The sequence below is a fragment of the Rhodococcus sp. B10 genome (genome assembly GCF_011770055.1).
Classification (GTDB): Bacteria; Actinomycetota; Actinomycetes; order Mycobacteriales; family Mycobacteriaceae; genus Rhodococcoides; species Rhodococcoides kyotonensis_B.
The window spans coordinates 65,978-88,487 of sequence record NZ_JAAFYV010000015.1 but is presented as its reverse complement, the minus strand read 5'-3'; the positions used below and the strand labels follow the sequence as shown (position 1 = coordinate 88,487).

Sequence of the window (22,510 nt, the reverse complement as noted above, 5' to 3'; positions counted from 1 at the left end):
CGGTCGAGCGGAGCGAGGGGCGTTTTGCGTAGTATGGGCGACGTGCCAGCTGTCGACAGTCTCACCGGTCTGATTCTTCTCGTCCTTCGCCTCATCGCGTTGGCCGGTGCCGCGTACGCGGTGTTTCACGCTGCTCGTCAGCGTCCCGATGCGTTCACGGCCGTCGACAAGCTCACCAAGCCCGTCTGGCTGGGCATTCTGATCGTCGCTCTGCTGGTTGTGTTCCTGTTCGGCGCGATCAACTTCATCGGGCTGCTCGGCGTCGTGGCGGTGTGTGTCTACCTCGTCGACGTCCGGCCCAAGGTGGATGCCGTTCAGCGCGGTCCTCGCTGGTAGTAGCCCATGCACGGGCGTCCGTGCATGGTTTCGGTGAGGCGACGCTTATCGTCTACGCATGATCGAGTATCGCGTCGACGATCTGGCGCGTCGCGCCGGTGTCAGTGTGCGGAACGTGCGCGTGTACCAGGATCGTGGACTGCTGCCGCCTCCGCGTAGAGAAGGCCGGACTGGCTGGTACAACGAGTCGCACCTCGCTCGGTTGTCGCTCATCTCGAGCATGCTGGACCGTGGCTACACGTTCGCGACGATCAGTGAGCTCCTGACCGCGGCCCAGTACGGCATGCGCGTCGAGGACGTGCTGACCGGCGTCAAAAGCGTCGGCAGCGATGTTCGTCATCTGAGCCGGGCCGACATGGATGCGATGTTCGCCGGGGCCATCTCCGACGCGGACCTGCATCGCGGCGTCGAGCTGGGTGTCATCGCCGCCGATGGCGATGCCTACCGCATCGACAATCCGCTGCTCGTCGAGGCAGCGAGGCTGCTGGCCGAAGCCGGTATTCCGGTCGCTCACATGTTGGACGAGGCCGAAGGTGTACGACGCGATCTCGACGATGTAGCAGGCCGCTTTGTTGCGTTGATCACAGACAGATTCGTATCCGACGGCCAAGATCCGTTCGACACCGATGCTCGTACGGTCGCGGACGTCGCCGAACTGGTCCACAGATTGAGTCCTCTCGCACACCGCACGGTCACTGCGTTGTTCGCGGAAGCAATGGACCGCCGGATCACGTTGACCATGGAAGACATCGTCACGAAGTTCGGGGAAAGCGCAGGGCCGGCAGACGGCCAGGCGAGTTGAGAAGAAGGAGACGGTTCGTGGTCACACGGAGAGCTGCCCGAGGCGCACTCGTCGGAGTCGTAGGACTTGCGGCAGCGGCAGGAATCGGGACAGTACTGGTTCGTCGTCGAAGCGGGCTGACGGCCGAGGGTCCGTCGGAGGCGGGCGCGGTGTTGAAGCCCGACGAACTGCTCCACGTACCCACGTTCGAACCGCGCATCGTTCCTGTCGTCACCGACGACGGCGCCGAGCTGCACGTACGGGTCTACGGCGATCACGATGCGCAGCCGATCGTCTTCAGCCACGGCTGGACGTGCTCTGCCGACTTCTGGGCGCCGCAGATCAACGCGTTCGCGGAGAAGTACAAGGTGATCGTGTACGACCAGCGTGGTCACGGACGCAGCGACGTCGGGACCAGGCTACTCGGACCGGATGTCCTTGCCGACGACCTTGCCGACGTGCTCGCCGCGACCGCCACCGAGGACAACAAGGCCGTACTGGTCGGCCACAGCATGGGCGGTATGTCGGTCATGGCATGGGCCGGTCGCTACCCCGATCAGGTCGACTCTCTCGTCAGCGCGGTGCTCTTGGCGAGCACGGCGACCGACAGTCTCGTACGCGAGACGACCGTCATTCCGCTGCCGACTCGCTTCCCGCGGGTTCCGGTGCCTGTCGGTCGTGTCGTGCTGAAGTCGGCGGTGCCGCTTCGGCCGTCGCCGGTGACGCGTCAGGCGATCAAGTACGTCTCGATGGCGCCGAGTGCGACGCCTGCCGAGGTGGCGTTCTGCGAGAAGATCGTCCTCGAATGTGCCCCGCGCACCCGCGGGATCTGGGGCGCAGCGCTCAGCGACCTCGACATCTACGAAGCGCTGGCCAACATGAGCGTGCCGACGACGGTACTCGTGGGCACGGCCGACCGGCTGACCCCACCCGTGCATGCCCGCCGGCTAGCCGAGGCGTTGGAATCGCACGACCACCTCAGCAAGTACATCGAAGTCCCGGGTGTCGGACACATGAGCTCGGTCGAGGCCATCGACGACGTCAACTCCGAGATCCTGCGGTTGCGCAGTCTGTAGTGCGGCTGCGCCACCCGCGCGCGGATAGTCGGCCCCTGGGCCAACTATCCGCGCACGGGTGCGGAGCGCCCTAGCTGAAGACCACCGTTTTCCTGCCGTGTACGAGGACACGATCCTCGAGGTGCCAGCGCAGCCCGCGGGACAGCACGAGCTTCTCGATGTCACGGCCCTGACGGACCATGTCGGCGACCTCGTCGGAGTGGTCGACGCGGATGACGTCCTGTTCGACGATCGGACCCGCATCGAGTTCGGCGGTCACGTAGTGGCACGTCGCGCCGATCAGTTTCACGCCGCGCGCGAACGCCTGGTGGTACGGGCGAGCGCCGACGAACGACGGCAGGAAGCTGTGATGAATGTTGAGGGCCTTGCCCGCCCAGTGCTCGCACAGCTCTTCCGGCAGGACCTGCATGAACCGAGCGAGCACGACGGCGTGCGGGTCGTACGAATCGACGAGCTCGCGAACCTCGTCGAACGCCGGTCCGCGCTCGGCCGGATCCTTCGGAAATTCGACGTGGTGGAATCGGATGCCGTGCGCGCGGGCGACCGGTTCGAGTGACTTGTGGTTGCCGATGACAGCCGAGACCTCGGCGGGGAGTTCGCCTCCGGCTGCGCGCCCGAGCAGGTCGTGCAGGCAGTGCGCTTCCTTGCTGACGAGGATGACGACGCGTTTGCGTTGGCCCGAATCCTCCAGTGTCCATTCGGTTTCCGGGCCGATCTCGGCTGCGACGGACTCGAACCGGGCGCGCAGTTCCTCGATGCTCATGTCGACGGACGACGCACGCACGGCCTGACGAGTGAAGAACCATCCCGTGTCCGGATCGGCGTGGTACGCGGCTTCGACGATCCATCCGCCGACCTCGGCGAGGAACGTCGAGATCTTGGCGACGATGCCCGTGCGGTCGGGGCATCCGAGGGACAGAACGTACCGACGGTCGTCGGCGACACCAGCTGAACTCATGCGTCGATTCTCTCAGGCGGTCCTGACCCCGGTTGCCACCAGTGTCGTCGCATCGACCGAATCGATGCCGCGAGCGGTCAGTAGTTCGAGGAACTCGGTGCGGACTCTCTCGCGGGTCGCGTCGTCGAAGTCGGCCAGTGCGCCGCGAAAACCGCTGCCCAGCACGAGGTTCCAGACGAACTCCTCGGTGGCGGGGACGTGATTGGACAGCTCCCGAACCTGAACCGACTCGCACCGCTGTGCTTCGAGCCACGCCGCGAGCGTGTCCGCGGTCTCGATGCGGCGCAGCGGGTTGGACTCGTATCCCTGTCGCGACAGCGGGCCGGTGTGTCCGTCGCCGGGGGAGTGGCGAGCGATGACCTCGAAGTAGGCGTCGCCGAAATCCTTGACCGCGCCCTTGCGCCAGACCGTGACGCCGACGCGGCCGCCGAGCCGAACTTCGCTCACCAGGCGCGAGAACGTGATGTCCATGTCCGGAAGGAAGAAGATTCCGTAACTGCAGGCCAGGGCGTCGTAACCGCCGTCGATCGAGCTCGGAGCCTCCCACTCGGTGGCGTCGGCGCAGACGAAGTCGATGTTCCTCAGGGCGGCCGATGTGGCCTTCAGGCGACCCACCTCGAGCAGGTCGTCGGCGAGATCGATGGCATGAACGATGCCGTCGGGACCGACCGCCTGCGCCGCGGGAATCGCCGACGCGCCCGTGCCTGCACAGACGTCGAGCACCGATTCACCTGCCGCGAGATCCAGAGCGAACGACAGGGCTTGGCCTGCTGGACCCCAGACGAGAGGGGTGATCAGATCGAATTCACGGCTGGTGGAGTTGAAGGTGTCGGCGGTTCCGGCCGCGCGAGAATGGGACATGTCCCCGAGCTTAGGGCGGGCGACGCTGTGGTTGGGTGGTCTCATGTCTGTCACTCGCGCTTCCCTGGCCCGCATGATCGATCACACGTTGCTCAAGCCCGAAGCGACGCCCGACGACGTCGCCGCGCTCGTCACGGAAGGACTGGAGCTCGGCGTCCTCGCTGTGTGCGTATCGCCGTCGATGCTGCCCGTCCGGGCGGAGGGTCTCGTCGTCGCGGCTGTCGCGGGATTCCCGTCGGGCAAACATCATTCGCTCGTCAAGGGATCCGAGGCGCGCCTCGCCGTCGACCAGGGTGCGACGGAAATCGACATGGTCATCGACGTCGGCGCAGCTGTTGCCGGCGACTACAACGCGGTGCTGTCCGACATTCTCACCGTCCGTGAGGCGATCGGACCGACACCGGTGCTGAAGGTGATCATCGAGTCGGCCGCGCTGTCGGACGAGGCGATCGTCGAGACGTGCCGTGCCGCCGAACGAGCGGGCGCGAACTTCGTCAAGACGTCGACGGGGTTCCACCCGGCCGGAGGCGCGAGCGTGGAGGCCGTGCGGCTGATGGCCGAGACCGTCGGCGGTCGGTTGGGCGTCAAGGCCAGTGGCGGCATCCGAACGACGGATGCCGCCCTGGCGATGATCGACGCGGGTGCCACGCGCCTCGGACTGTCCGGCACGCGGGCCGTGCTGGACGGTCTGGAGGCCTAACTTTCGGGGCCCGGTCAGGTGAACGTGCTGCACGCCTCCGGCTGCTGCGGGGCCGTCTGACCGGGCTGCGCGGCGGGCATCGTGTACTGGCCGCCCTCGAGTCGCAGATCGATCGCGTTGTCGCTGACGGTGAGCGACGTCGGCTTCATGTCGAGCGGGTACTGCTGCAGGCTGTCGGTCAGTACGCCGACGATGCTGTCGACGAGGTCGGTCGGAATGCCGAGTCCCAGGATCGACGCGTTCACGGTCTCGACCTGGACCTGATCGCCGCTGATCTGCGGCTTGACGGTCAGCTGGGCGAGGCCTGCCACGGCGAACGACAACGTGCCCGCCGACTGATCCGCCGTCACCCCGGACACGAGCGCGCCGATGCCCTGCGACTGCAGGGTCTTGGCGATGCCGTCGGTGGACCAGTCGATGTCGGCGCTCGAGCTGCCGATGGTTCCGTTGCTGTCACCGTTCTGCTGGAGGTCGACGTCGTTGACCTCGGCGTGCACGTTCATGCCCTCGGCCGGGCCGAACCGGGCGTCCTTGCTGTCGACGGTGACCGACGAGACCTTCTTGTCGACGAGCGACAGCAGCACCGGCTTCCATCCGATGCCGACGTCGACGGAACTGCCGATCTCGCTTTCGAGCTGTCCGGCCAGGCACGACTTGATCTGCTGTCGGAAGTACAGTTCGCCGCCCAGCAATGCCGCGACGAGTACCAGAACTACGAGCAGCGCAATCAGAGGAGCTTTGCTTCGTGTCATTCGCAGCAGTCTTCCGCACAATTCTGAAAGAGCTCTGTGAATCACCGCGCGGAGGGTGAAGTGCATCGAATCTTGTGATGTGCAACACATGCTGTCGTACTCTTGACGGCATGACCACACGTCCGAGCGCCCTCGAATTGCGTCGCCTGGCTGCGAGTCAGGACGGATACTTCACCATCGAACAGGCCGAGGATCTCGGATACGAACACGCCTCGATGCACGCCAATATCGTTGCGGGAGACTGGACGAAGGTCGAACGCAACCTGTGCAGGTTGTCGGACTGGCCGCACAACGATCTCGAACACTTCGCGATGTGGTGCGCATGGTTCGGCGGCGACGCCGTCATCTCGCACCAGAGCGCCGCCGAGTTGCACGGGTTCGGACATCTGCACCCGCAGTTCGTGCACGTGTCGGCGTACACCAATCTGCGCCTCGCGGACACGCGCCTCGCAGTGCACCGGTTGCAGCTGACACCGCACGACATCGAGTCCACCGGCACGTTCCGTATGACGACGCCGGTGCGGACGGTCCTCGACCTCGCCGCGGGCGGAATCTCGCAGATCACGCTCGACGAAGTCGTCGGCGATGCCGTCGCGATCGGACGCGTCGACCCGTCGGTGCTGTACGCCGAGGCCACGAACGGAACCGACCGGGTGGCCGAGCGCGTCGAACTGGCGTTGTCCGCCTGTACCTGAAAATCGGCCTGTACCTAGGAGTTCGGCCGTACACAGTCCCACGGGACCGTCAGCACGTTGTCGCGCATGCGACGCCGATGCACGACGACGGGTAGACCATCGCGACTCAGTCCGGCCAACGCCGCGCGCCACCGCACCCGAGGACCGAAGGGGGCGAGGGGAGAAGCCGTCGACCATGCTCGGTCCGCGGCCTGCAGCAGCGCGTGGATCGGCTCGCCGGGAACGTTGCGGTGGATGAGCGCTTTCGGGAGTCTCTCGGCGATGTCCGACGGCTTGTCGACGGTGAACGGATCCCACGCGATCGTCAGCGACAGCGGTCCCCCGGCGTCGAGCAGAACCCACGCGCAGCGACGCCCGAGCTCGTCGCAGGTTCCGTCGACCAGGAGGCCGCCGGGCGCGAGAGCGGACAGGATGCGGGCCCACGCGCCGGGAACAGCGTCCTCGGGATACTGCCGCAGCACGTTGAACGCGCGCACGAGGTTCGGTCGTAGGCCGGCCAGCTCGAACCCGCCGCGCGCGAAGTGCACGTTCTCGGTCGGTTCGACGACGCGGGCCGGGTCGATCTCGAGACCGGTGACGCGCAGATCGGGCCGGACAGTGCGAAGGCGTCGGGCAAGTTCGAGGGTGGTGTCGGGGCGGGCGCCGTACCCGAGATCGACGACGAGCGGATCCGGCGCATCCGTCAGGACACGCCGGACCAGGGGGCTGTGCGTCAGCCAGCGATCGCTGCGTCGGAGTCGGTTGATGCCGGTGGTGCCGCGGGTGATGACGCCCTGTGGCTTGGCGGAGCTAGTTGTTCTGGGCAAGCCAGTCGGCCGTCACTTCACCCTCGCCGCGCCAGAGGTCGCGCAGGTTGACCAGCATCAGCTGTTCGAGCTTCCCGCCGACGAACGGCAGGAACACCTTGGCCTCGGACGAGGTGCGCAGCGTCGACCCGGTCTCGGTGGCGAACAGCGACGTCGTGCCCTTGAGGCTGCCGGGGCCGGCCGGAATGGACGCGTCGTAGTGGCCCTCGGTGTTCTCCGCCGTGAACGGATCGAAGTGCACGTTGCGCGTGATGACCATGTCCTTCTTCATCACGGTCTGCGCGATGTCGGGCAGTTCGGTCCTCGGGATGATGTGGTGCATCACGACGTCGATGCCGTCGCTCGTGACCTCGAAGCTCTTCAGCTCGTTGTGGGAGTACTTCTTCATCTCCTCGATACGAGCGTCCCAGTGATCGCGGCTGGACAGAGCGGCGTACACCTGCTCGGGGGAGTAGGTGAACCGGGCTGAGTAGTTCATGCGGCGCGCCATAGCGGACCAGGGTACCGGCAGTTCCCGAGTAGGTCTGCTACAGGTTCTTCGCTATCCAGTTGCCGGTGTAGTCGTGCTCGTTGTCGATCAGAGAAAGGACCTGCTCGCTGATCATTGCCTCGATCTTGCTGCCGAACAGCGGGATCTTGACCTCGGTCGTTCCCGACAGCGACATTGTCGACGACGTCTCGTCGCCCTCGAGAAGGGTGGTGCCGGAGATCGACGCGGGTGCGCCGTCGACCGTCGCGCCGAATTTGCCCTCTGCACGGTTGCCGCCGAACGGGCCCCACGACTCGGTGCGCTCGATGACGAGCGGCCCCTTCTTGAATGCGGTGACCGCGGCGGGCAGTTCTTCCTCGGGGATCGACTGCGAGATCACGACACTGATGGTGCCGTTGAGCGTGGTGGCGCTGACGAGTTGGGCGCCGGGTCCACCGATCTCGGCGATGCGGTCCTTCCAGTACTGCTCGGAGACGAGTGCGGCGTGCACCTTGTCGACAGATGCGGGAACGGACGCGCTGTGCGCGATGGGGCGAGGCATACGCGGGAGGGTACCCTGGGCTCCCGTGCCTACCGCAATTTCAGGTCTCACCACGATGCGCGTCGGTGGCCCGGCTCGCGCATTCGCCGTCGCGTCGACATCCGACGAGCTCGTCTCCCTCGTGCGTGACGCCGACGCGTCGGGAACCCCGGTGCTGCTGGTCGGCGGTGGATCCAACCTGGTCGTCTCCGACGACGGCTTCGACGGCCTCGTCGTGAAGGTCGAGACGTCGGGCGTGAGGGTCGACGGCGACGCGATGTGGGTCGCTGCTGGGGAGCGGTGGGACGGCGTCGTCGCCCGTTCGTTGGACGAGGGCCTCGCCGGTCTCGAAGCGCTGTCGGGCATCCCCGGTCTGTCGGGTGCGACGCCGGTGCAGAACGTCGGCGCGTACGGGACCGTCACGTCCGACGTGCTCGAGTCGTTGACCGTGTACGACCGCGAGACGGGCGAGACGTCGGTTTGGGCTCCCGAGCAATGCGGCTTCGGGCTGCACCGTCAGTCGGTCTTCAAGCATTCGACGCGGTACGTCATCCTCGACACGACGATGCGGCTGCGGCGTTCGGGGTCGTCGGATCCCGTGCGGTACGCGGGGTTGGCGGACCGGCTCGGCGTCACCATCGGGGACACCGTCGCTGCCAAGGACGTGCGCGAGGCGGTGCTCGATCTTCGTCGCCAGAAGGGCATGGTGCTCGACGCGTCCGACCACGACACGTGGAGCGTCGGCTCCTTCTTCCTGAATCCCGTGCTGGCCGAGGTGCCTTCGAGCGCGTCGCGCGCTCCGCAGTACCCGGATCCGTCGGGAATCAAGATCCACGCCGCATGGCTCATCCAGAACGCCGGCTTCGCACACGGCTACGGCACCGAGTTCGGCAACGGCACCGCGGCGGTGTCCACGAAACACGTGCTCGCCATCACCAACCGCGGCGGCGCGACGACGGCCGACGTGATGGCGCTGGCGTCGCACATCCGCGACGGGGTCGAGGCAGAGTTCGGGATCACACTCGTGCCCGAATGCGATCTGGTCGGCTGCTCGCTCGCCTGATTCCCGGGCGGTCGTGTCGGTTCGAGCGCCTACCATGGAGTCTTCGTACGTCAGCGTTGTAAGGAGTTTTCAGTGCAGGTCACCAGCGTCGGGCACGCGGGGTTCCACATTCGGACCGATGCGGGCAGCATCCTGTGCGACCCGTGGGTGAATCCTGCCTACTTCACCTCGTGGTTCCCGTTCCCGGACAACTCGCAGCTCGACTGGGACGCGCTCGGAAACTGCGACTACCTGTACGTCTCGCACCTGCACAAGGACCACTTCGATCCGAAGAACCTGGCCGAGCACGTCAACAAGGACGCGACCGTCCTGCTGCCGGACTACCCGGTGCCGGACCTGAAGCACGAGCTCGAGAAGCTCGGCTTCCACAAGTTCTTCGAGACGACCGACTCGGTCAAGCACCGTCTGTCCGGCCCCAAGGGCGATCTCGACATCATGATCATCGCCCTGCGTGCGCCCGCGGACGGTCCGATCGGTGACTCGGGACTCGTCGTGTCCGACGGCGAGACCGTCGCGTTCAACATGAACGACGCCCGTCCCGTCGATCTCGACGTGCTGACCGAACAGTTCGGGCACGTCGACGTCCACATGCTGCAGTACTCCGGGGCCATCTGGTACCCGATGGTCTACGACATGGTCGAGCGCGCGAAGAAGTCGTTCGGCGAGCAGAAGCGTCAGCGTCAGATGGACCGTGCGCGTCAGTACATCGAGCAGATCGGTGCCACGTGGGTCGTGCCGTCGGCGGGCCCGCCGTGCTTCCTCGACGACGAACTGCGGTTCCTCAACGACGTGTACGACGACCCGTCCAACATCTTCCCGGACCAGATGGTCTTCCTGGATCAGATGCGACGCAACGGACACGACAAGGGACTGCTGCAGATTCCGGGCACGACGTCGACGTTCAAAGGCAGCGATCTCGTCTCGCACGAGCATCCGATCCCGACCCCGGAAGTCGAGGCCATCTTCACCACCGGCAAAGCGCAGTACATCGAGGACTACGCGCAGCGTCAGGCAGGCGTCATCGCGGCCGAGAAGGCGGCGTGGGCGTCGGCGGACGGCGAACCGCTGCTCGAACCGCTGCGAGAGTTGTTCGAGCCCATCATGATTCAGACCGATCAGATCTGCGACGGCATCGGCTACCCGGTCGGGCTGATGCTCGGCGCAGAGACCGTCGTACTCGATTTTCCGAAGCGGATCGTGCGTGAGCCGCTGCTGAAGGAGCGGTTCCGGTACAGCTTCACGATCCCGGCGGAGCTGGTGCGGACCGTCGTGCGCGACAAGGAACCGGACTGGGTCAACTCGATCTTTCTGTCCACCCGGTTCCGTGCTCGACGGGTCGGCGGGTACAACGAGTTCCTGTACACGTTCTTCAAATGCCTGACGGACGAGCGCATCGCGTACGCCGACGGCTGGTTCGCCGAGGCACACGACGACAGCGCCACGATCGTCAAGGACGGCTACGAGATTCAGCGTCGCTGCCCGCACCTGAAGGCCGACCTGTCCAAGTTCGGCATCGTCGAGGGCAACAAACTCACGTGCAACCTGCACGGCTGGGACTGGAATCTCGACACGGGTCGTTGTCTGACGTCGCGCGGTCACGAGTTGCGGTCGACCAAGCTGTAGCGCCGCGCTGGTCACGCCGACGCGCGTGCGTTTGCCGACTGTTTGCGCGAAATGTCCGGTTGCAGCCGTGAATTCGGTGTGAATCGGACCGCAGCCCCCGTCTCGATGCGTATCCGTGGAAAATCCCCGAGTACGTTGGAAAACGTGCATGAGCAGGTTGAACGGACAAATCGGACTCGGTTGTTGTGGTTGATCACAGCGATCGCGGCACTGGCGGCGCTCGTCGCAGGGTGCACCATCGGTTCCGACGGAGGATCCACCGGAAGCGCCGCGTCGACGACGGAGGCTCCGCCGGTCGCGAAGGTAACTCAGAACCCGACCGACGGGGCCGAGGACGTCAGTCCGATCGCCCCGATTTCGGTGTCCGTCGCGAACGGAACCCTGAACGAGGTCACGCTGACGAACCCCTCCGGGAAGGTCGTCCAGGGCGCACTGGCCCCGGACAAGGCGTCGTACACGATCACCGAGCCACTCGGTTACGGATCGGAATACACGTGGGCGGGTGAAGCGGTCGGTACCGACGGCAAGACCGTCGACGTCGAAGGCAGCTTCACGACCGTCGAACCGGACAGTCGAACGTCGGTGAGCACGAACATCGGCGACGGCCAGGAGGTCGGCATCGCAGCGCCGATCATTCTGCAGTTCGACCAGTCGATCGAGAACAAGGCGGCCGTCGAACAGCGGTTGACGGTGACGACCAACCCGCCTACGCCCGGTGCATGGGCGTGGTTCCCGGACGACAACGGCTCGCGCGTGCACTGGCGTCCGACGAACTACTGGGCTCCGGGCACGACGGTGTCGGTGCAGGCGAACCTGTACGGGGTCGACTACGGCGGCGGTGCCTACGGTGCCGACGACGTGACCCTCGACTTCACCATCGGCCGCAGTCAGATCGTCAAGGCGGAGGCCACCAGTCACCGCATGCAGGTGGTGCGCGACGGCGAGACCATCATGGACATCCCGGTCAGCTACGGCGAGGGCAACGAGACGCGCAACGTCACGCGCAGCGGCATCCACGTCGTGACCGAGAAGCACGAGGACTTCCTGATGTCGAACCCGCCGTTCTACGAGAACGTCCGCGAACGCTGGGCGGTGCGAATCTCCAACAACGGTGAGTTCATCCACGCGAACCCGTTGACGACGGGTGTGCAGGGCGCGTCGAACGTGACGAACGGGTGTATCAATCTGTCGACCGAGGATGCGCAGCAGTACTTCGGGACGGCGATGTACGGGGATCCGGTCGAGGTGACGGGAACGTCGATCGACCTGTCGGCTGCCGACGGCGATCTGTACGACTGGGCGATCGACTGGCCGACCTGGGAATCCATGGGTGCGGCGTAGCACCCGTGCGTGCGAATGTACAGCCCGCTGTACATTCGCACGCACGTGCGCCGAAGGCGCCTACGTCCGGTGGAACCGCCCCGGGCTGGCCTGATCCCGCGGCTTGATGATGATCTGGTCGAGGTTGACGTGCGACGGGCGCGACGCCACGAAGCCGATGACCTCGGCGATGTCCTTGGCCACCAGCGGCGTGATGCCCTGGTAGACGGCGTCGGCCTTGGACTCGTCGCCGTCGAAACGCACGAGCGAGAATTCGGTCTCGACGGCACCGGGCGCGATCTCGGTGAGCCGCACCGGCTTGCCGAGCAGTTCACCGCGCAACGTACGGTGCAGCACCGCCTGAGCATGCTTCGCGGACGTGTAGCCCGAGCCGTTGTCGTATGCCTCGAACGCCGCGACCGACGTGATGGTGACCACAAGGCCGTCGCCCGATTCGATCAGCTTGGGCAGCAGAGCCTTCGTGACGCGCAGCGTGCCGAGCACGTTGGTCTCCCACATCCAGCGCCAGTCGTCGAGGTCGGCGTCGATGACGGGCGCGAGGCCCTTGGCGCCACCCGCGTTGTTGATCAACACGTGCACGCGGGGAATCACGGCGGTGAACGCTGCGACGGAGTCTTCGTCGGTGACGTCCAATTGCAGTGCGGTGCCACCGATTTCGGCGGCGAGCTTCTCGAGGCGGTCGACGCGACGCGCCCCGATCACGACGTGGTAGCCCTGCTCGGCCAGTTGGCGAGCGGCGGCCTCACCGATGCCCGAGCTGGCTCCGGTGACAACGGCGACACGGGCGTCGGACGAGATTTGTTCGGACAATGTCATGTGCCGAATTCTAGTCTCAGGCGTCTGCCGCTCGCGGGGCGAGGATTGGTGATCGGCCGCAGAAGTGCTAATTTGGCGCTCATGTCCGCCAGCCACACGCCCGCTCTGCGCGTCACGTACGTGACCGCTGCCCTGGGTTCTCGGCTGCCGCTTCCTCGCGAACTGTGTTGTCTCGGTTTCGGAGTCCGTCGCTAGTTCTGTGCGACGGCGTGCTCGCATTCTCGTTTCTGCGCTGCTCTGACCGATTCATGCACCACCCGTTCCTTGTCGTACGGGTCTATTGCCGAGGACGAAACACGTGTCACTTGCCACTCTTCCGAAAACGTCTCCCGCTGCGTCTCGCCGGGGTACCCGTTCCACGCCCGGTGCTCAGCGACCGACGCAGAACAGCAGGGTCCAGGTCGTCGCTCCCGACCTGCGCATCGCCGACAGTCCCGCAGCGTCGGTGCTGCGCCTTGCGTCGGCTCGCGGTCCTATTTCGCGCGACGTAGCCGCTCGCGCAACAGGTTTGAGCATCGCCACGGTCAACCGGCAGGTGGCGTCGCTGCTCGGTGCAGGGTTGCTCCGCGAACGCGGCGACCTGACGACGTCGGGCGCGATCGGCCGTCCGCGGGTGCCGTTCGAGGTCAATCACGAGCCCTTCTCGACGGTGGGCATCCACATCGGCGCCCTCGTCACCGGCATCGTCGTCGGTGATCTGCGCGGGCGCATTCTCGGTGCGGTCGAGATCCCCACTCCGGGCGGGCCTGCCGAGGTCGCGCTGCGTGCGATCACCCGCAGTGCGTCCGCATTCGCTGCTCGGTGGCACCGTCGGACCCCGCTGTGGGTCGGCGTCGCGCTCGGTGGGCGTGTCGACGCGGCCACCGGATCGGTCGACCATCCCCGCCTCGGCTGGGAGAACGCGCAGGTCGGCACCATCGTCGGCGGCGGAATGGGTCTGCCGGTCTCGGTGTCCGGTCACGTCGAGGCGATGGCCGCGTCGGAGCTGTTGCTGACGCCCGCCCGAGCCGACGCCGCGCCGACGGGGACGAGCCTGTTCTTCTATGCGCGTGAAACCGCCGGTATCGCGTTGACGATCGACGGTCGTGTGCACACGCCGTCGACCGGTCCCGGTTCCATCGCGCATCTGCCCACCGGCTCGAATGCGCTGTGCGCGTGCGGGAATCGCGGATGCCTCGAAGCATCCGTCAGCGATCGCGCGGTGCTCGCCGCAGCGATCGAACGCGGAGTGCTCGCTCCCGGTGCCTCCGTCGCCGGTCTGTACCGGGCGGCGCACGACGGTTCGGCAGGTGCGCGGGACATTCTCGTCGAACGTGCGGAGATCCTCGGCCGCACCGTGGGTCTGCTGCGCGATCTGTTCAACCCGGATCGCGTCGTGCTCGGGGGCCAGGCGTTCACCGAGTACGAGGCCGGTCTGCCGTACGTCGCCGAAGCGTTCGGACGCACCTCGACGTTGCCGCGCAAGGACATTCGAGTCACCGGCTTCGGGAACAAGGTCCAGGAGTACGCGGCGGCGGTCGTCTCGCTCAGCTCGGTGTACTCGGATCCGCTCGCATCGATGAGACGTGCCGCTGCCTGATCCGACGGACCTCACTGTCATGATGTCGACCATGGCAACGAGAGGACCGGTGCGTCAGGCCACCGGAATCGACGGGACCAACATCGTCTACCGCGTGTCGGGCGCACCATCGGGCCGACCGCTCGTGCTGCTGCACGGGTGGGCGCAGTCGTCGGCCTGCTGGGGCGATTCGGTGCTCACCGAGCTGGCCGCGACGTACCGGGTCATCGCCGTCGACCTCCGCGGTCACGGCTACTCGGACGCACCGACGAGTGGCTACGACGACTCGAAGATCTGGGCGGGCGACGTCGACGCCGTACTGACCGCGGAAGGAATCACGTCCGACGCCGTTCTTCTCGGCTGGTCGTACGGCGGGCTCGTCATCTGCGACTACCTCTCCGTGCACGGCACCGACGCCGTGTCCGGCATCGTCCTCGTCGGCGCGATCACGAGCATCGGGCGGGGTGAGAAGGGCGGCCGCGTCGGGACGTCCATGCGGGCAGCGATTCCCGACGCGATGGCCGAGGAACCGCGGGTCGCGATTCGCGCGTTGGGCAGTTTCGGCAACGCTCTGACCGGCCCGGTCGACGGGAAGGGTGCGCAGGCGCAGGCGCTGTTCGGGCTGACGCTCGCGACGCCGCCTCGGGTGCGGGCCGCGCTGTTCGACCGCGCCGCGTCGAACGACGAACTGCTGCGCACCCTGGACGTGCCCGCCCTCGTGCTGCACGGTACGGAGGACACCGTCGTCGACGTTTCCGCCGGCCGTCACGCTGCGTCGCTGATACCGACGGTGACGGAGTCCTACTGGGACGGGGTCGACCACGGCCCGTTCGTCGCCGACCCCGAACGGTTCCTGAGCGATGTCTCGGCCTTCGTGGACGGGCTGTAACGCGGGGTCTGTGGACGACCGTACTGTGGAGGCGTGCAGACTGGAGCGGTGAGTGGACGCCAGCTGAACCGGGTTGCCGTGCTGTCGCTGCATACGTCCCCGCTGGCGCAGCCCGGTATGGGCGACGCGGGCGGCATGAACGTGTACGTGCTGCAGTCGGCCAAGGAGCTGGCGAAACGCGGTGTGCAGGTCGAGATCTTCACCCGCGCGACGTCGTCGTCCGACGAGCCGGTGCGCGAAGCGGCGCCGGGTGTGCTGGTGCGCAACATCGTCGCCGGGCCGTTCGAGGGCCTCGACAAGCAGGATCTCCCGACGCAGCTCTGCGCGTTCGCCGCAGGTGTTCTGCGCGAGGAAGCGCGTCACGACGCCGGTTACTACGACCTCGTTCACTCTCATTACTGGCTCTCGGGTCAGGTCGGGTGGCTGGCTCGCGACAGGTGGGGCGTCCCGCTCGTCCACACCGCTCATACGTTGGCGGCCGTCAAGAACGCGTCGCTCGCGGCAGGCGATTCTCCCGAACCGCCCGCTCGGCAGATCGGTGAGCAGCAGGTCGTCGCGGAGGCGGATCGGCTGATCGCCAACACCTCCGAGGAAGCCAAGCAGCTCATCGAGATCTACGGTGCATCCGCCGACGCGGTCGACGTCGTCGCTCCCGGCGCCGATCTGCATCAGTATCACCCGGGCGACATGCTCGCGGCGCGAGCGCACTTGGGTATCGATCCACGTGAAACCGTCGTCGCGTTCGTGGGTCGGATCCAGCCGTTGAAGGCGCCCGACGTGTTGCTGAAGGCTGCGGCGGAACTGTGCGCGCGGGAACCCGAACTGCCACTTCGCATTCTGGTCGTCGGCGGTCCGTCGGGGAGCGGGCTCGACCGGCCGGACAGTCTCATCGAGCTCGCCGACGAACTCGGAATATCGACCCGGGTGACGTTCCTGCAGCCGCAGCCGTCGAACGTGCTGGCGCAGATCTATCGGGCCGCGAATGTCGTTGCGGTGCCGAGCTACAACGAATCCTTCGGCCTCGTCGCGATCGAGGCGCAGGCGTGTGGCACTCCGGTCATCGCGGCCGACGTCGGTGGACTCGGGGTGGCTGTGCGGTCCGGTGAGACGGGCGTTCTGGTGCAGGGGCACCGGACGGACAACTGGGCGCGTGCGCTCGGTGACATGCTTCGCGACCGAGACGCGTTGGCGCGCATGGCGTCTGCCGCGCCTCGGCACGCGTCCGAATTCTCGTGGGAGCACACGGCCGAGGGACTGCTCGAGAGTTATCGAGCCGCGCAGTTCCACTTCGCCTTGGGTGAAGCGCCCAGCGAGTTCTCGCCGCGCCGCACGCGCGGTCTGTCGAAGCTACGACGAGGAGTGGTCAAGGCATGAGCGAAGCGCAGTCGCCGAAGGACACCGCCGCATCGATCGATGCGATGTTGAAGGAGCGGGAGCTCGAATATCAACGCAAGGACGACAATTCGTTCGTCGTCGAACTCCCGGGCGAGCGCAAGCTGAAGACGACGACGATGCTGACCGTCGGCAACCACGGTGTGCGCGTCGAAGCGTTCGTGTGCCGTAAGCCCGACGAGAACTTCGAAGGCGTGTACAAGTATCTGCTTCGGCGCAACCGCAGGCTCTACGGCGTGCACTACACGATCGACAAGATCGGCGACATCTATCTGGTCGGCCGTATCTCGACGCACGCCGTGACGGGCGACGAGATCGACCGCGTGCTGGGGCAAGTACTCGAAGCCGCCGACGGTGACTTCAACGTTCTGCTCGAACTCGGATTCGCGGAATCGATCAAACGTGAGTGGGCGTGGCGTGTGTCGCGCGGGGAATCGTTGGCGAACCTGAAGGCGTTCGAGCACCTGATCGAGGAATAGCCGACGAAGTCTCGGGTCGGATGTGAAATGGTGCGGACGCGACGGGCGGCGAGTAGCGTCCCGAATCAGACATAGCAACGAACACCGCACTGCACGATCCATGGAGGAAGTCTTGACCGTCGGCACCCGTTCACGTACTCGGAGACTGGCATTCGGCGGCGTCGCGTCGCTCGGTGCCGTCGCACTCGTCGCCGGATGTGGCTCAGCACCCGACGACAGCGGCTCGGATTCAGGCGGGAGTGCCTCTGGCGATTTCAAGCCGTGCATGGTCTCCGACGCGGGTGGCTTCGACGACAAGTCGTTCAACCAGCTCGGCTACGAAGGCCTGGTCGAGGCCTCGGACTCGCTCGGTGTCGAGCCGATCACCGTCGAGTCGGCGTCGCCGACGGACTACAACCCCAACATCTCGAACCTGATCGATCAGGGCTGCAACCTGATCCTCACCGTCGGCTTCGACCTCGCCGACGCCACCAAGTCCGCCGCCGAGGCGAACACGGACATCGATTTCGCGATCATCGACGATTCGTCGATCGACCTGCCGAACGTCAAGCCGCTGACCTACGACGCCGCGCAGTCCGCATTCCTCGCGGGATACGCCGCCGCCAGCTTCTCCAAGACCGGCATCGTCGGCACGTTCGGTGGTTCGCAGCTGCCGACAGTCACCATCTTCATGGACGGCTTCGCCGACGGAGTCAACTACTTCAACCAGCAGAAGAACCGCGACGTGCGCGTCATCGGTTGGGACGTTCCGTCCCAGAACGGTTCGTTCACCGGCGGATTCGAGGCCAACGCGGTCGCCAAGAACACCGCGCAGGGCCTGATCGACCAGAACGCGGACGTCATCTTCCCGGTCGGCGGCCCGATCTATCAGAGTGCCGCGCAGGCCATCCGTGACTCGTCGCGTCCCATCGCCCTGATCGGCGCCGACGCCGATGTCTACGAATCGGATCCGTCGGTCGGCGACCTGCTGCTGACGTCGGTCACGAAGGGGCTCAAGCCCAGCGTGGACGAGGTCGTCGCGAATTCCGGTGGGGGATCGTTCGACAACGCGCCCTACGTCGGAACGCTCGAGAACGACGGCGTCGGCATCGCGCCGTTCCACGACTACGAGTCGCAGGTCGATCCGGCACTGCAGGGCGAACTCGACGCGATCAAGGCAGGCATCGTCGACGGCTCCATCACCGTCGAGTCGCCGTCGTCGCCCAAGTAAGTACCACGTAAGCAATGAAGCTCGAACTACGCGGCATCACCAAGCGTTTCGGATCGCTCGTCGCCAACGATTCCATCGACCTCGTCGTGGAGCCGGGCGAGATCCATTGCCTGCTCGGCGAGAACGGCGCAGGCAAATCGACGCTGATGAACGTGCTCAGTGGTCTCTATCGGGCCGAGGAGGGTGACATTCTGCTCGACGGCGTCGAGCAGCATTTCGCCGGACCCGGCGAGGCCATGAACGCCGGAATCGGCATGGTGCACCAGCACTTCATGCTGATTCCGGTGTTCACCGTGGCCGAGAACATCATCCTCGGCCACGAGACCACCAGGAGCGGCGGACGTCTCGATCTCGACGCGGCACGCGCGCTCGTCCGCGAGATATCGGGACGCTTCGGGTTCGACCTCGACCCCGACGCGCGCGTCGACGAGCTCCCCGTCGGCGTGCAACAGCGCGTCGAGATCATCAAAGCCCTCAGTCGCGACGCGAAAGTGCTCGTGTTCGACGAGCCGACGGCCGTTCTCACCCCGCAGGAAACCGACGACCTCATGCGCATCATGCGCGAGCTCGCCGCGTCGGGAACCACGATCGTGTTCATCACGCACAAGCTGCGCGAGGTGCGCGAGGTGGCCGACCGGATCACCGTCATCCGGCTCGGCAAGGTCGTCGGCGAGGCCGAGCCCACGGCGTCGAATGCGGAACTGGCCGCGCTCATGGTCGGTCGCGACGTGCAGCTGACCGTGTCGAAGGCGCCCGCGACGCCGGGCGACGCTGCACTGTCGATCAAGAATCTGACCGTTTTCGACGCCGGCGGCCACACGGTGGTCGACGACGTCAGCCTCGACGTCCGGTCCGGAGAGATTCTCGCGATCGCCGGTGTCCAGGGGAACGGCCAGAGCGAGTTCGTCGAGGCGCTGCTCGGCGCCCGTGAACGTCTCACCGGCGAGATCGTCCTCGACGGTGTCTCGCTCGTCGGGTCGTCGGTCCACGACGTACTCGGTGCGGGCGTCGGATTCGTTCCCGAGGATCGCACCGTTCACGGGCTCGTCGGCGAATTCTCGATCGCCGAGAACCTGATGCTCGACCGATCGACCGGAGAGCCGTTCGTGCGTCGCGGTGCGATACGCCGCGATTACCTCGACGCGTTCGCCGCCGAGAAGGTCGAGGAATTCGACGTACGAACCCCGAGTATCGGCACCGCCGTCGGCCGGCTGTCCGGCGGTAACCAGCAGAAGGTCGTGCTCGCCCGCGAATTGAGCAGGGAGCTGCGGCTTTTCGTGGCCTCGCAGCCGACGCGTGGTATCGACGTCGGCTCGATCGAGTTCGTGCACAAACGCATCGTCGCGACGCGTGACGCGGGCGTGCCGGTGATCGTCGTGTCCAGCGAACTCGACGAGGTCGCAGCACTCGCCGATCGCATCGCCGTCATGTATCGCGGACGGATCGTCGGCATCGTTCCGGCCGACACGTCACGCGAAGTTCTGGGATTGATGATGGGTGGAGAACATGGCTGACGCAGGTGCGTCGGAAAAGCAGGCGCCGCAGGAGCCGTCGCGTGCTCACGTGGTCCTACGGCAGATATTCACCGGAAGCGCGATCATCTCCGTGCTCGCGGTCGTGCTCGCGATCGTGGTCGGCGCCGTGCTCATCGCCGTCACCGACGAGCAGGTGCAGGAGTCCGCAGGCTACTTCTTCGCGCGGCCGACGGACATGCTCACCGCGATCTGGGATGCGGTGTCCGGCGCGTATTCGTCGCTGTTCCAGGGATCGGTCTACAACTTCCGACGCCCGGGATTCGAGAACGGAATCAAGCCGCTCACCGAGACACTGACGTTCGCGACACCGTTGATCGTCGCCGGTCTCGGTGTGGCGCTTGCGTTTCGCGTCGGCATGTTCAACATCGGTGGTCGCGGACAGATGCTCATCGCCGCGGCATGCGCGGGCTGGGTCGGGTTCTCGCTGCAACTTCCCGCCGGGCTGCACCTCGTCCTCGCGATCGTCGCGGGCGTCGTCGGCGGTGCGGTGTGGGGCGGTATCGCCGGAGTTCTGAAGGCGCGCACCGGCGCTCACGAGGTGATCGTGACGATCATGCTGAACTACGTCGCGTTCTATCTCGTCGCCTACCTGCTCAGGACCCCGGGCGCGCTGCAGGCGCCCGGCCAGAACAACCCGAAGACGGCGGCGATGGAGTCGACGGCGGTGTTCCCCAAGCTGTTCGGAGACAGGTACTCGTTGCATCTGGGATTCCTGCTGGTCGTGATCGTCACCGTCGGTGTCTGGTGGTTGCTCGAGCGGTCGTCGCTCGGATTCCGGTTCCGTGCCGTCGGTGAGAATCCGCACGCGTCGAAGATTGCGGGTATCGACGTCAACCGGATGTACCTGTACGCGATGGTGCTGTCCGGTGCTCTCGTCGGTCTCGCAGGCGTCGCGCAGGTGTTGGGCACGGTCACCACCGGATTCGGTGCGGACATCGACGCCGGAATCGGATTCGACGCCATCACCGTCGCGCTGCTCGGCCGATCGAAGCCGTGGGGCGTGTTCTTCGCCGGAATTCTGTTCGGCGCGTTCAAGGCAGGTGGCTTCGCGATGCAGGCCGCCGAGGGTATCCCGATCGACATCGTGCTCGTCGTGCAGTCCGTCATCGTGCTGTTCATCGCCGCGCCGCCGCTGGTTCGAGCGGTGTTCCGACTACCACCGCCGGGCGCCGAGGTCGCGGCACGGGCGGATACCGCGAAGGTGGCGGCACTGTGACCACCGTGAAAGAACCCGACGTTCTGGCGCCCGCCCGCAGCTGGAAGGTGCCCGGCATCCTCGGCGTCGTCACACTTCTCGCGTTGGTGCTCTTCGTGTTTCGTGGCAAGTCGGGTACGACGACGTTCGCCCTCGCGAGCGAGAACGATTTCTTCGCACTGCCGGCGGTAGGGCTGCCGACGTCGGGAACCGGAATCGCCGTGTTCGTCGTACTCGCCCTGATCACTGCCTATGCCACGTGGAATGCACTGCAGCGCACGAGGACCCCGCTCTGGCTGCTCGGCGTCTATGCGGTGCTGTTCGTCGTCGGATTCCTGACGTGGGCTGCTGCAGGTGCAACGGTTCCGGTGCCCGGTTTGCTCATCGGAGCGGTTGCGCTCAGCACGCCCCTCATCTTCGGTGCGATGGGCGGCGTGATCTCCGAACGCGTCGGTGTCATCAACATCGCCATCGAGGGGCAGTTGCTGTCGGGGGCGTTCGTCAGCGCTGTCGTCGCCTCGATCACCGGGTCGACGTACGTCGCGCTGCTCGCGGCTTTGGTCGCAGGAGCGCTGACCGCGTCGCTGCTGGCGATGTTCTCGATCAAGTACTTCGTCAACCAGGTGATCGTCGGCGTCGTGCTCAACGTGCTGGTCGTGGGGCTGACGAGTTTCCTGTACTCGGTGGTGCTCACGAAGAACACCGAGGCGCTCAACTCGCCACCTCGATTCGGGCGCATCGAGATTCCGGTGCTGTCGCAGATCCCGGTGATCGGTCCGGTGCTGTTTCGGCAGACGCTGATCGTCTATCTGATGTACATCGTCGTCGCGTTCGTCTGGTTCGGTCTGTTCCGCACCAAGTGGGGACTGCGGCTACGTGCCGTCGGCGAGCATCCGCAGGCCGCCGACACCGTCGGTATCGATGTTGCGCGGACGAGATTCTGGAACGTGTGCCTCGCCGGCGCCATCGCGGGACTGGGCGGCGCGTACTTCACGCTCGGATCCGTGGGCGCGTTCGGCAAGGAGATGACGGCAGGTGCGGGCTACATCGCCCTCGCCGCGGTCATCTTCGGACGATGGGATCCGGTGCGAGCCACGTTGGCGGCCTTGCTGTTCGGTTTCGCGTCGAATCTGCAGAACGTATTGGGAATCATCGGCTCGCCGGTGCCGAGCGAGTTCATGTTGATGTTGCCGTACGTGGTGACGATCTTCGCGGTCGCCGGACTCGTCGGACACGTACGTGGTCCGGCAGCGGCCGGTAAGCCGTACGTGAAGTCCTGAGCGGTGGGGCCCGCATGCACGGGCCCCACCGTCACTCGCGCATCAGCGTCCGAAACGCAACCAGGCGAACCAATCCGGAATGTGCGGTGCCCACTGCTGGAAGGGCTGCACGAAGTTGTTGTGGAAATCGTTGAACACGGATCTTCTCCTGTTG

At 65.9% G+C, this 22,510-nt stretch carries 23 protein-coding genes; 16 read left to right on the top strand and 7 right to left on the bottom strand.

Going from position 1 to position 22,510, the window contains the following annotated elements; genetic code table 11:
- Positions 1-33: 33 nt before the first annotated feature.
- Genes RhoFasB10_RS12260 through RhoFasB10_RS12250 form a run of 3 tightly spaced genes read left to right on the top strand, consistent with a single transcriptional unit; the run spans position 34 to position 2,193 of the window.
- On the top strand, positions 34-336 hold the full coding sequence (locus tag RhoFasB10_RS12260; RefSeq protein WP_068429553.1) for a DUF2516 family protein: 303 nt from the start codon (positions 34-36) through the stop codon (positions 334-336).
- Positions 337-394: 58 nt separating this feature from the next.
- The gene (locus RhoFasB10_RS12255; RefSeq protein ID WP_167676549.1) at positions 395-1,138 is read left to right on the top strand and encodes a MerR family transcriptional regulator; all 744 of its coding nucleotides are present in this window, start codon (positions 395-397) and stop codon (positions 1,136-1,138) included.
- Positions 1,139-1,155: 17 nt separating this feature from the next.
- Entirely contained in the window at positions 1,156-2,193 is a 1,038-nt protein-coding gene (locus RhoFasB10_RS12250; protein WP_167676548.1) for an alpha/beta hydrolase, read from the top strand.
- Between the two features lie 70 nt (positions 2,194-2,263).
- On the opposite strand, the gene purU is transcribed toward RhoFasB10_RS12250, so the two are convergent.
- Together purU and RhoFasB10_RS12240 are read right to left on the bottom strand one after the other, a co-directional pair.
- Positions 2,264-3,151, bottom strand: coding sequence for a formyltetrahydrofolate deformylase (gene purU, locus RhoFasB10_RS12245; RefSeq protein WP_167676547.1), 888 nt, complete (start codon positions 3,149-3,151; stop codon positions 2,264-2,266).
- 12 nt (positions 3,152-3,163) lie between these two features.
- Positions 3,164-4,012 (bottom strand): class I SAM-dependent methyltransferase, encoded by an 849-nt coding sequence (locus tag RhoFasB10_RS12240; protein WP_167676546.1) that lies wholly within the window; start codon positions 4,010-4,012, stop codon positions 3,164-3,166.
- 43 nt (positions 4,013-4,055) lie between these two features.
- On the opposite strand from RhoFasB10_RS12240, the gene deoC reads away from it, so the two are divergent.
- Positions 4,056-4,712, top strand: a complete 657-nt coding sequence (gene deoC / locus RhoFasB10_RS12235) for a deoxyribose-phosphate aldolase (protein ID WP_167676545.1) — start codon at positions 4,056-4,058, stop codon at positions 4,710-4,712.
- A gap of 14 nt (positions 4,713-4,726) precedes the next feature.
- On the opposite strand, the gene RhoFasB10_RS12230 is transcribed toward deoC, so the two are convergent.
- Entirely contained in the window at positions 4,727-5,464 is a 738-nt protein-coding gene (locus RhoFasB10_RS12230; RefSeq protein ID WP_068427472.1) for a DUF2993 domain-containing protein, read from the bottom strand.
- A 110-nt stretch (positions 5,465-5,574) separates the two neighbouring features.
- On the opposite strand from RhoFasB10_RS12230, the gene RhoFasB10_RS12225 reads away from it, so the two are divergent.
- On the top strand, positions 5,575-6,159 hold the full coding sequence (locus RhoFasB10_RS12225; protein WP_068427366.1) for a hypothetical protein: 585 nt from the start codon (positions 5,575-5,577) through the stop codon (positions 6,157-6,159).
- Positions 6,160-6,173: 14 nt separating this feature from the next.
- Here the strand turns inward: RhoFasB10_RS12225 and RhoFasB10_RS12220 are convergent, their stop codons facing one another.
- The 3 genes from RhoFasB10_RS12220 to RhoFasB10_RS12210 are packed head-to-tail and all read right to left on the bottom strand — an operon-like array spanning position 6,174 to position 7,996.
- The gene (locus tag RhoFasB10_RS12220) at positions 6,174-6,965 is read right to left on the bottom strand and encodes a class I SAM-dependent methyltransferase (RefSeq protein WP_206030828.1); all 792 of its coding nucleotides are present in this window, start codon (positions 6,963-6,965) and stop codon (positions 6,174-6,176) included.
- Entirely contained in the window at positions 6,949-7,455 is a 507-nt protein-coding gene (locus tag RhoFasB10_RS12215) for a DUF2505 domain-containing protein (RefSeq protein ID WP_167676544.1), read from the bottom strand. The genes RhoFasB10_RS12220 and RhoFasB10_RS12215 overlap by 17 nt, the downstream gene beginning before the upstream one ends.
- 37 nt (positions 7,456-7,492) lie before the next feature.
- Positions 7,493-7,996: a DUF2505 domain-containing protein gene (locus tag RhoFasB10_RS12210; RefSeq protein WP_114328113.1), complete on the bottom strand. Its 504-nt coding sequence runs from the start codon at positions 7,994-7,996 to the stop codon at positions 7,493-7,495.
- Between RhoFasB10_RS12210 and RhoFasB10_RS12205 the strand changes: the two genes are divergently transcribed.
- The 3 genes from RhoFasB10_RS12205 (at position 7,983) to RhoFasB10_RS12195 (ending at position 12,002) form a co-directional block, all read left to right on the top strand.
- Positions 7,983-9,038, top strand: coding sequence for a UDP-N-acetylmuramate dehydrogenase (locus tag RhoFasB10_RS12205; protein ID WP_206030827.1), 1,056 nt, complete (start codon positions 7,983-7,985; stop codon positions 9,036-9,038). The two genes, RhoFasB10_RS12210 and RhoFasB10_RS12205, sit on opposite strands and share 14 nt — an antisense overlap.
- Before the next feature lie 72 nt (positions 9,039-9,110).
- Positions 9,111-10,661 (top strand): MBL fold metallo-hydrolase, encoded by a 1,551-nt coding sequence (locus RhoFasB10_RS12200; RefSeq protein ID WP_167676542.1) that lies wholly within the window; start codon positions 9,111-9,113, stop codon positions 10,659-10,661.
- A 144-nt stretch (positions 10,662-10,805) separates the two neighbouring features.
- On the top strand, positions 10,806-12,002 hold the full coding sequence (locus RhoFasB10_RS12195; RefSeq protein WP_217266263.1) for an Ig-like domain-containing protein: 1,197 nt from the start codon (positions 10,806-10,808) through the stop codon (positions 12,000-12,002).
- Between the two features lie 60 nt (positions 12,003-12,062).
- Here RhoFasB10_RS12195 and RhoFasB10_RS12190 read toward each other — a convergent pair whose 3' ends face one another.
- Entirely contained in the window at positions 12,063-12,818 is a 756-nt protein-coding gene (locus tag RhoFasB10_RS12190; protein WP_068427378.1) for an SDR family NAD(P)-dependent oxidoreductase, read from the bottom strand.
- Between the two features lie 415 nt (positions 12,819-13,233).
- Here RhoFasB10_RS12190 and RhoFasB10_RS12185 point away from each other — a divergent pair, with 415 nt between their 5' ends.
- From RhoFasB10_RS12185 to RhoFasB10_RS12150, 8 genes are all read left to right on the top strand, one after another.
- Positions 13,234-14,397, top strand: coding sequence for an ROK family protein (locus tag RhoFasB10_RS12185; RefSeq protein ID WP_240931059.1), 1,164 nt, complete (start codon positions 13,234-13,236; stop codon positions 14,395-14,397).
- 31 nt (positions 14,398-14,428) lie between these two features.
- Entirely contained in the window at positions 14,429-15,265 is an 837-nt protein-coding gene (locus tag RhoFasB10_RS12180) for an alpha/beta hydrolase (protein WP_068427477.1), read from the top strand.
- A 33-nt stretch (positions 15,266-15,298) separates the two neighbouring features.
- The gene (gene mshA, locus RhoFasB10_RS12175; protein WP_346764383.1) at positions 15,299-16,639 is read left to right on the top strand and encodes a D-inositol-3-phosphate glycosyltransferase; all 1,341 of its coding nucleotides are present in this window, start codon (positions 15,299-15,301) and stop codon (positions 16,637-16,639) included.
- Entirely contained in the window at positions 16,636-17,136 is a 501-nt protein-coding gene (locus RhoFasB10_RS12170) for a YbjN domain-containing protein (protein WP_068427382.1), read from the top strand. Before mshA ends, RhoFasB10_RS12170 begins: the two co-directional genes overlap by 4 nt.
- A 112-nt stretch (positions 17,137-17,248) precedes the next feature.
- Complete coding sequence (locus RhoFasB10_RS12165) at positions 17,249-18,346, top strand: BMP family ABC transporter substrate-binding protein (RefSeq protein ID WP_240931051.1); 1,098 nt, start codon at positions 17,249-17,251, stop codon at positions 18,344-18,346.
- A gap of 14 nt (positions 18,347-18,360) precedes the next feature.
- On the top strand, positions 18,361-19,860 hold the full coding sequence (locus tag RhoFasB10_RS12160) for an ABC transporter ATP-binding protein (protein WP_068427387.1): 1,500 nt from the start codon (positions 18,361-18,363) through the stop codon (positions 19,858-19,860).
- The gene (locus tag RhoFasB10_RS12155) at positions 19,853-21,097 is read left to right on the top strand and encodes an ABC transporter permease (RefSeq protein ID WP_206030825.1); all 1,245 of its coding nucleotides are present in this window, start codon (positions 19,853-19,855) and stop codon (positions 21,095-21,097) included. Before RhoFasB10_RS12160 ends, RhoFasB10_RS12155 begins: the two co-directional genes overlap by 8 nt.
- A complete protein-coding gene (locus RhoFasB10_RS12150; protein WP_068427388.1) occupies positions 21,094-22,356 on the top strand; it encodes an ABC transporter permease in 1,263 nt (420 codons plus the stop codon). The genes RhoFasB10_RS12155 and RhoFasB10_RS12150 overlap by 4 nt, the downstream gene beginning before the upstream one ends.
- Positions 22,357-22,510: the final 154 nt, after the last annotated feature.

Coding starts and splice junctions, on each gene's coding strand:
- RhoFasB10_RS12260 (WP_068429553.1), top strand. CDS start 34: ATGGGCGACGTGCCAGCTGTCGACAGTCTCACCGGTCTGATTCTTCTC.
- RhoFasB10_RS12255 (WP_167676549.1), top strand. CDS start 395: ATGATCGAGTATCGCGTCGACGATCTGGCGCGTCGCGCCGGTGTCAGT.
- purU (WP_167676547.1), bottom strand. CDS start 3,151: ATGAGTTCAGCTGGTGTCGCCGACGACCGTCGGTACGTTCTGTCCCTC.
- RhoFasB10_RS12240 (WP_167676546.1), bottom strand. CDS start 4,012: ATGTCCCATTCTCGCGCGGCCGGAACCGCCGACACCTTCAACTCCACC.
- deoC (WP_167676545.1), top strand. CDS start 4,056: ATGTCTGTCACTCGCGCTTCCCTGGCCCGCATGATCGATCACACGTTG.
- RhoFasB10_RS12230 (WP_068427472.1), bottom strand. CDS start 5,464: ATGACACGAAGCAAAGCTCCTCTGATTGCGCTGCTCGTAGTTCTGGTA.
- RhoFasB10_RS12225 (WP_068427366.1), top strand. CDS start 5,575: ATGACCACACGTCCGAGCGCCCTCGAATTGCGTCGCCTGGCTGCGAGT.
- RhoFasB10_RS12215 (WP_167676544.1), bottom strand. CDS start 7,455: ATGGCGCGCCGCATGAACTACTCAGCCCGGTTCACCTACTCCCCCGAG.
- RhoFasB10_RS12205 (WP_206030827.1), top strand. CDS start 7,983: ATGGGGCGAGGCATACGCGGGAGGGTACCCTGGGCTCCCGTGCCTACC.
- RhoFasB10_RS12210 (WP_114328113.1), bottom strand. CDS start 7,996: ATGCCTCGCCCCATCGCGCACAGCGCGTCCGTTCCCGCATCTGTCGAC.
- RhoFasB10_RS12190 (WP_068427378.1), bottom strand. CDS start 12,818: ATGACATTGTCCGAACAAATCTCGTCCGACGCCCGTGTCGCCGTTGTC.
- RhoFasB10_RS12180 (WP_068427477.1), top strand. CDS start 14,429: ATGGCAACGAGAGGACCGGTGCGTCAGGCCACCGGAATCGACGGGACC.
- RhoFasB10_RS12170 (WP_068427382.1), top strand. CDS start 16,636: ATGAGCGAAGCGCAGTCGCCGAAGGACACCGCCGCATCGATCGATGCG.
- RhoFasB10_RS12160 (WP_068427387.1), top strand. CDS start 18,361: ATGAAGCTCGAACTACGCGGCATCACCAAGCGTTTCGGATCGCTCGTC.
- RhoFasB10_RS12155 (WP_206030825.1), top strand. CDS start 19,853: ATGGCTGACGCAGGTGCGTCGGAAAAGCAGGCGCCGCAGGAGCCGTCG.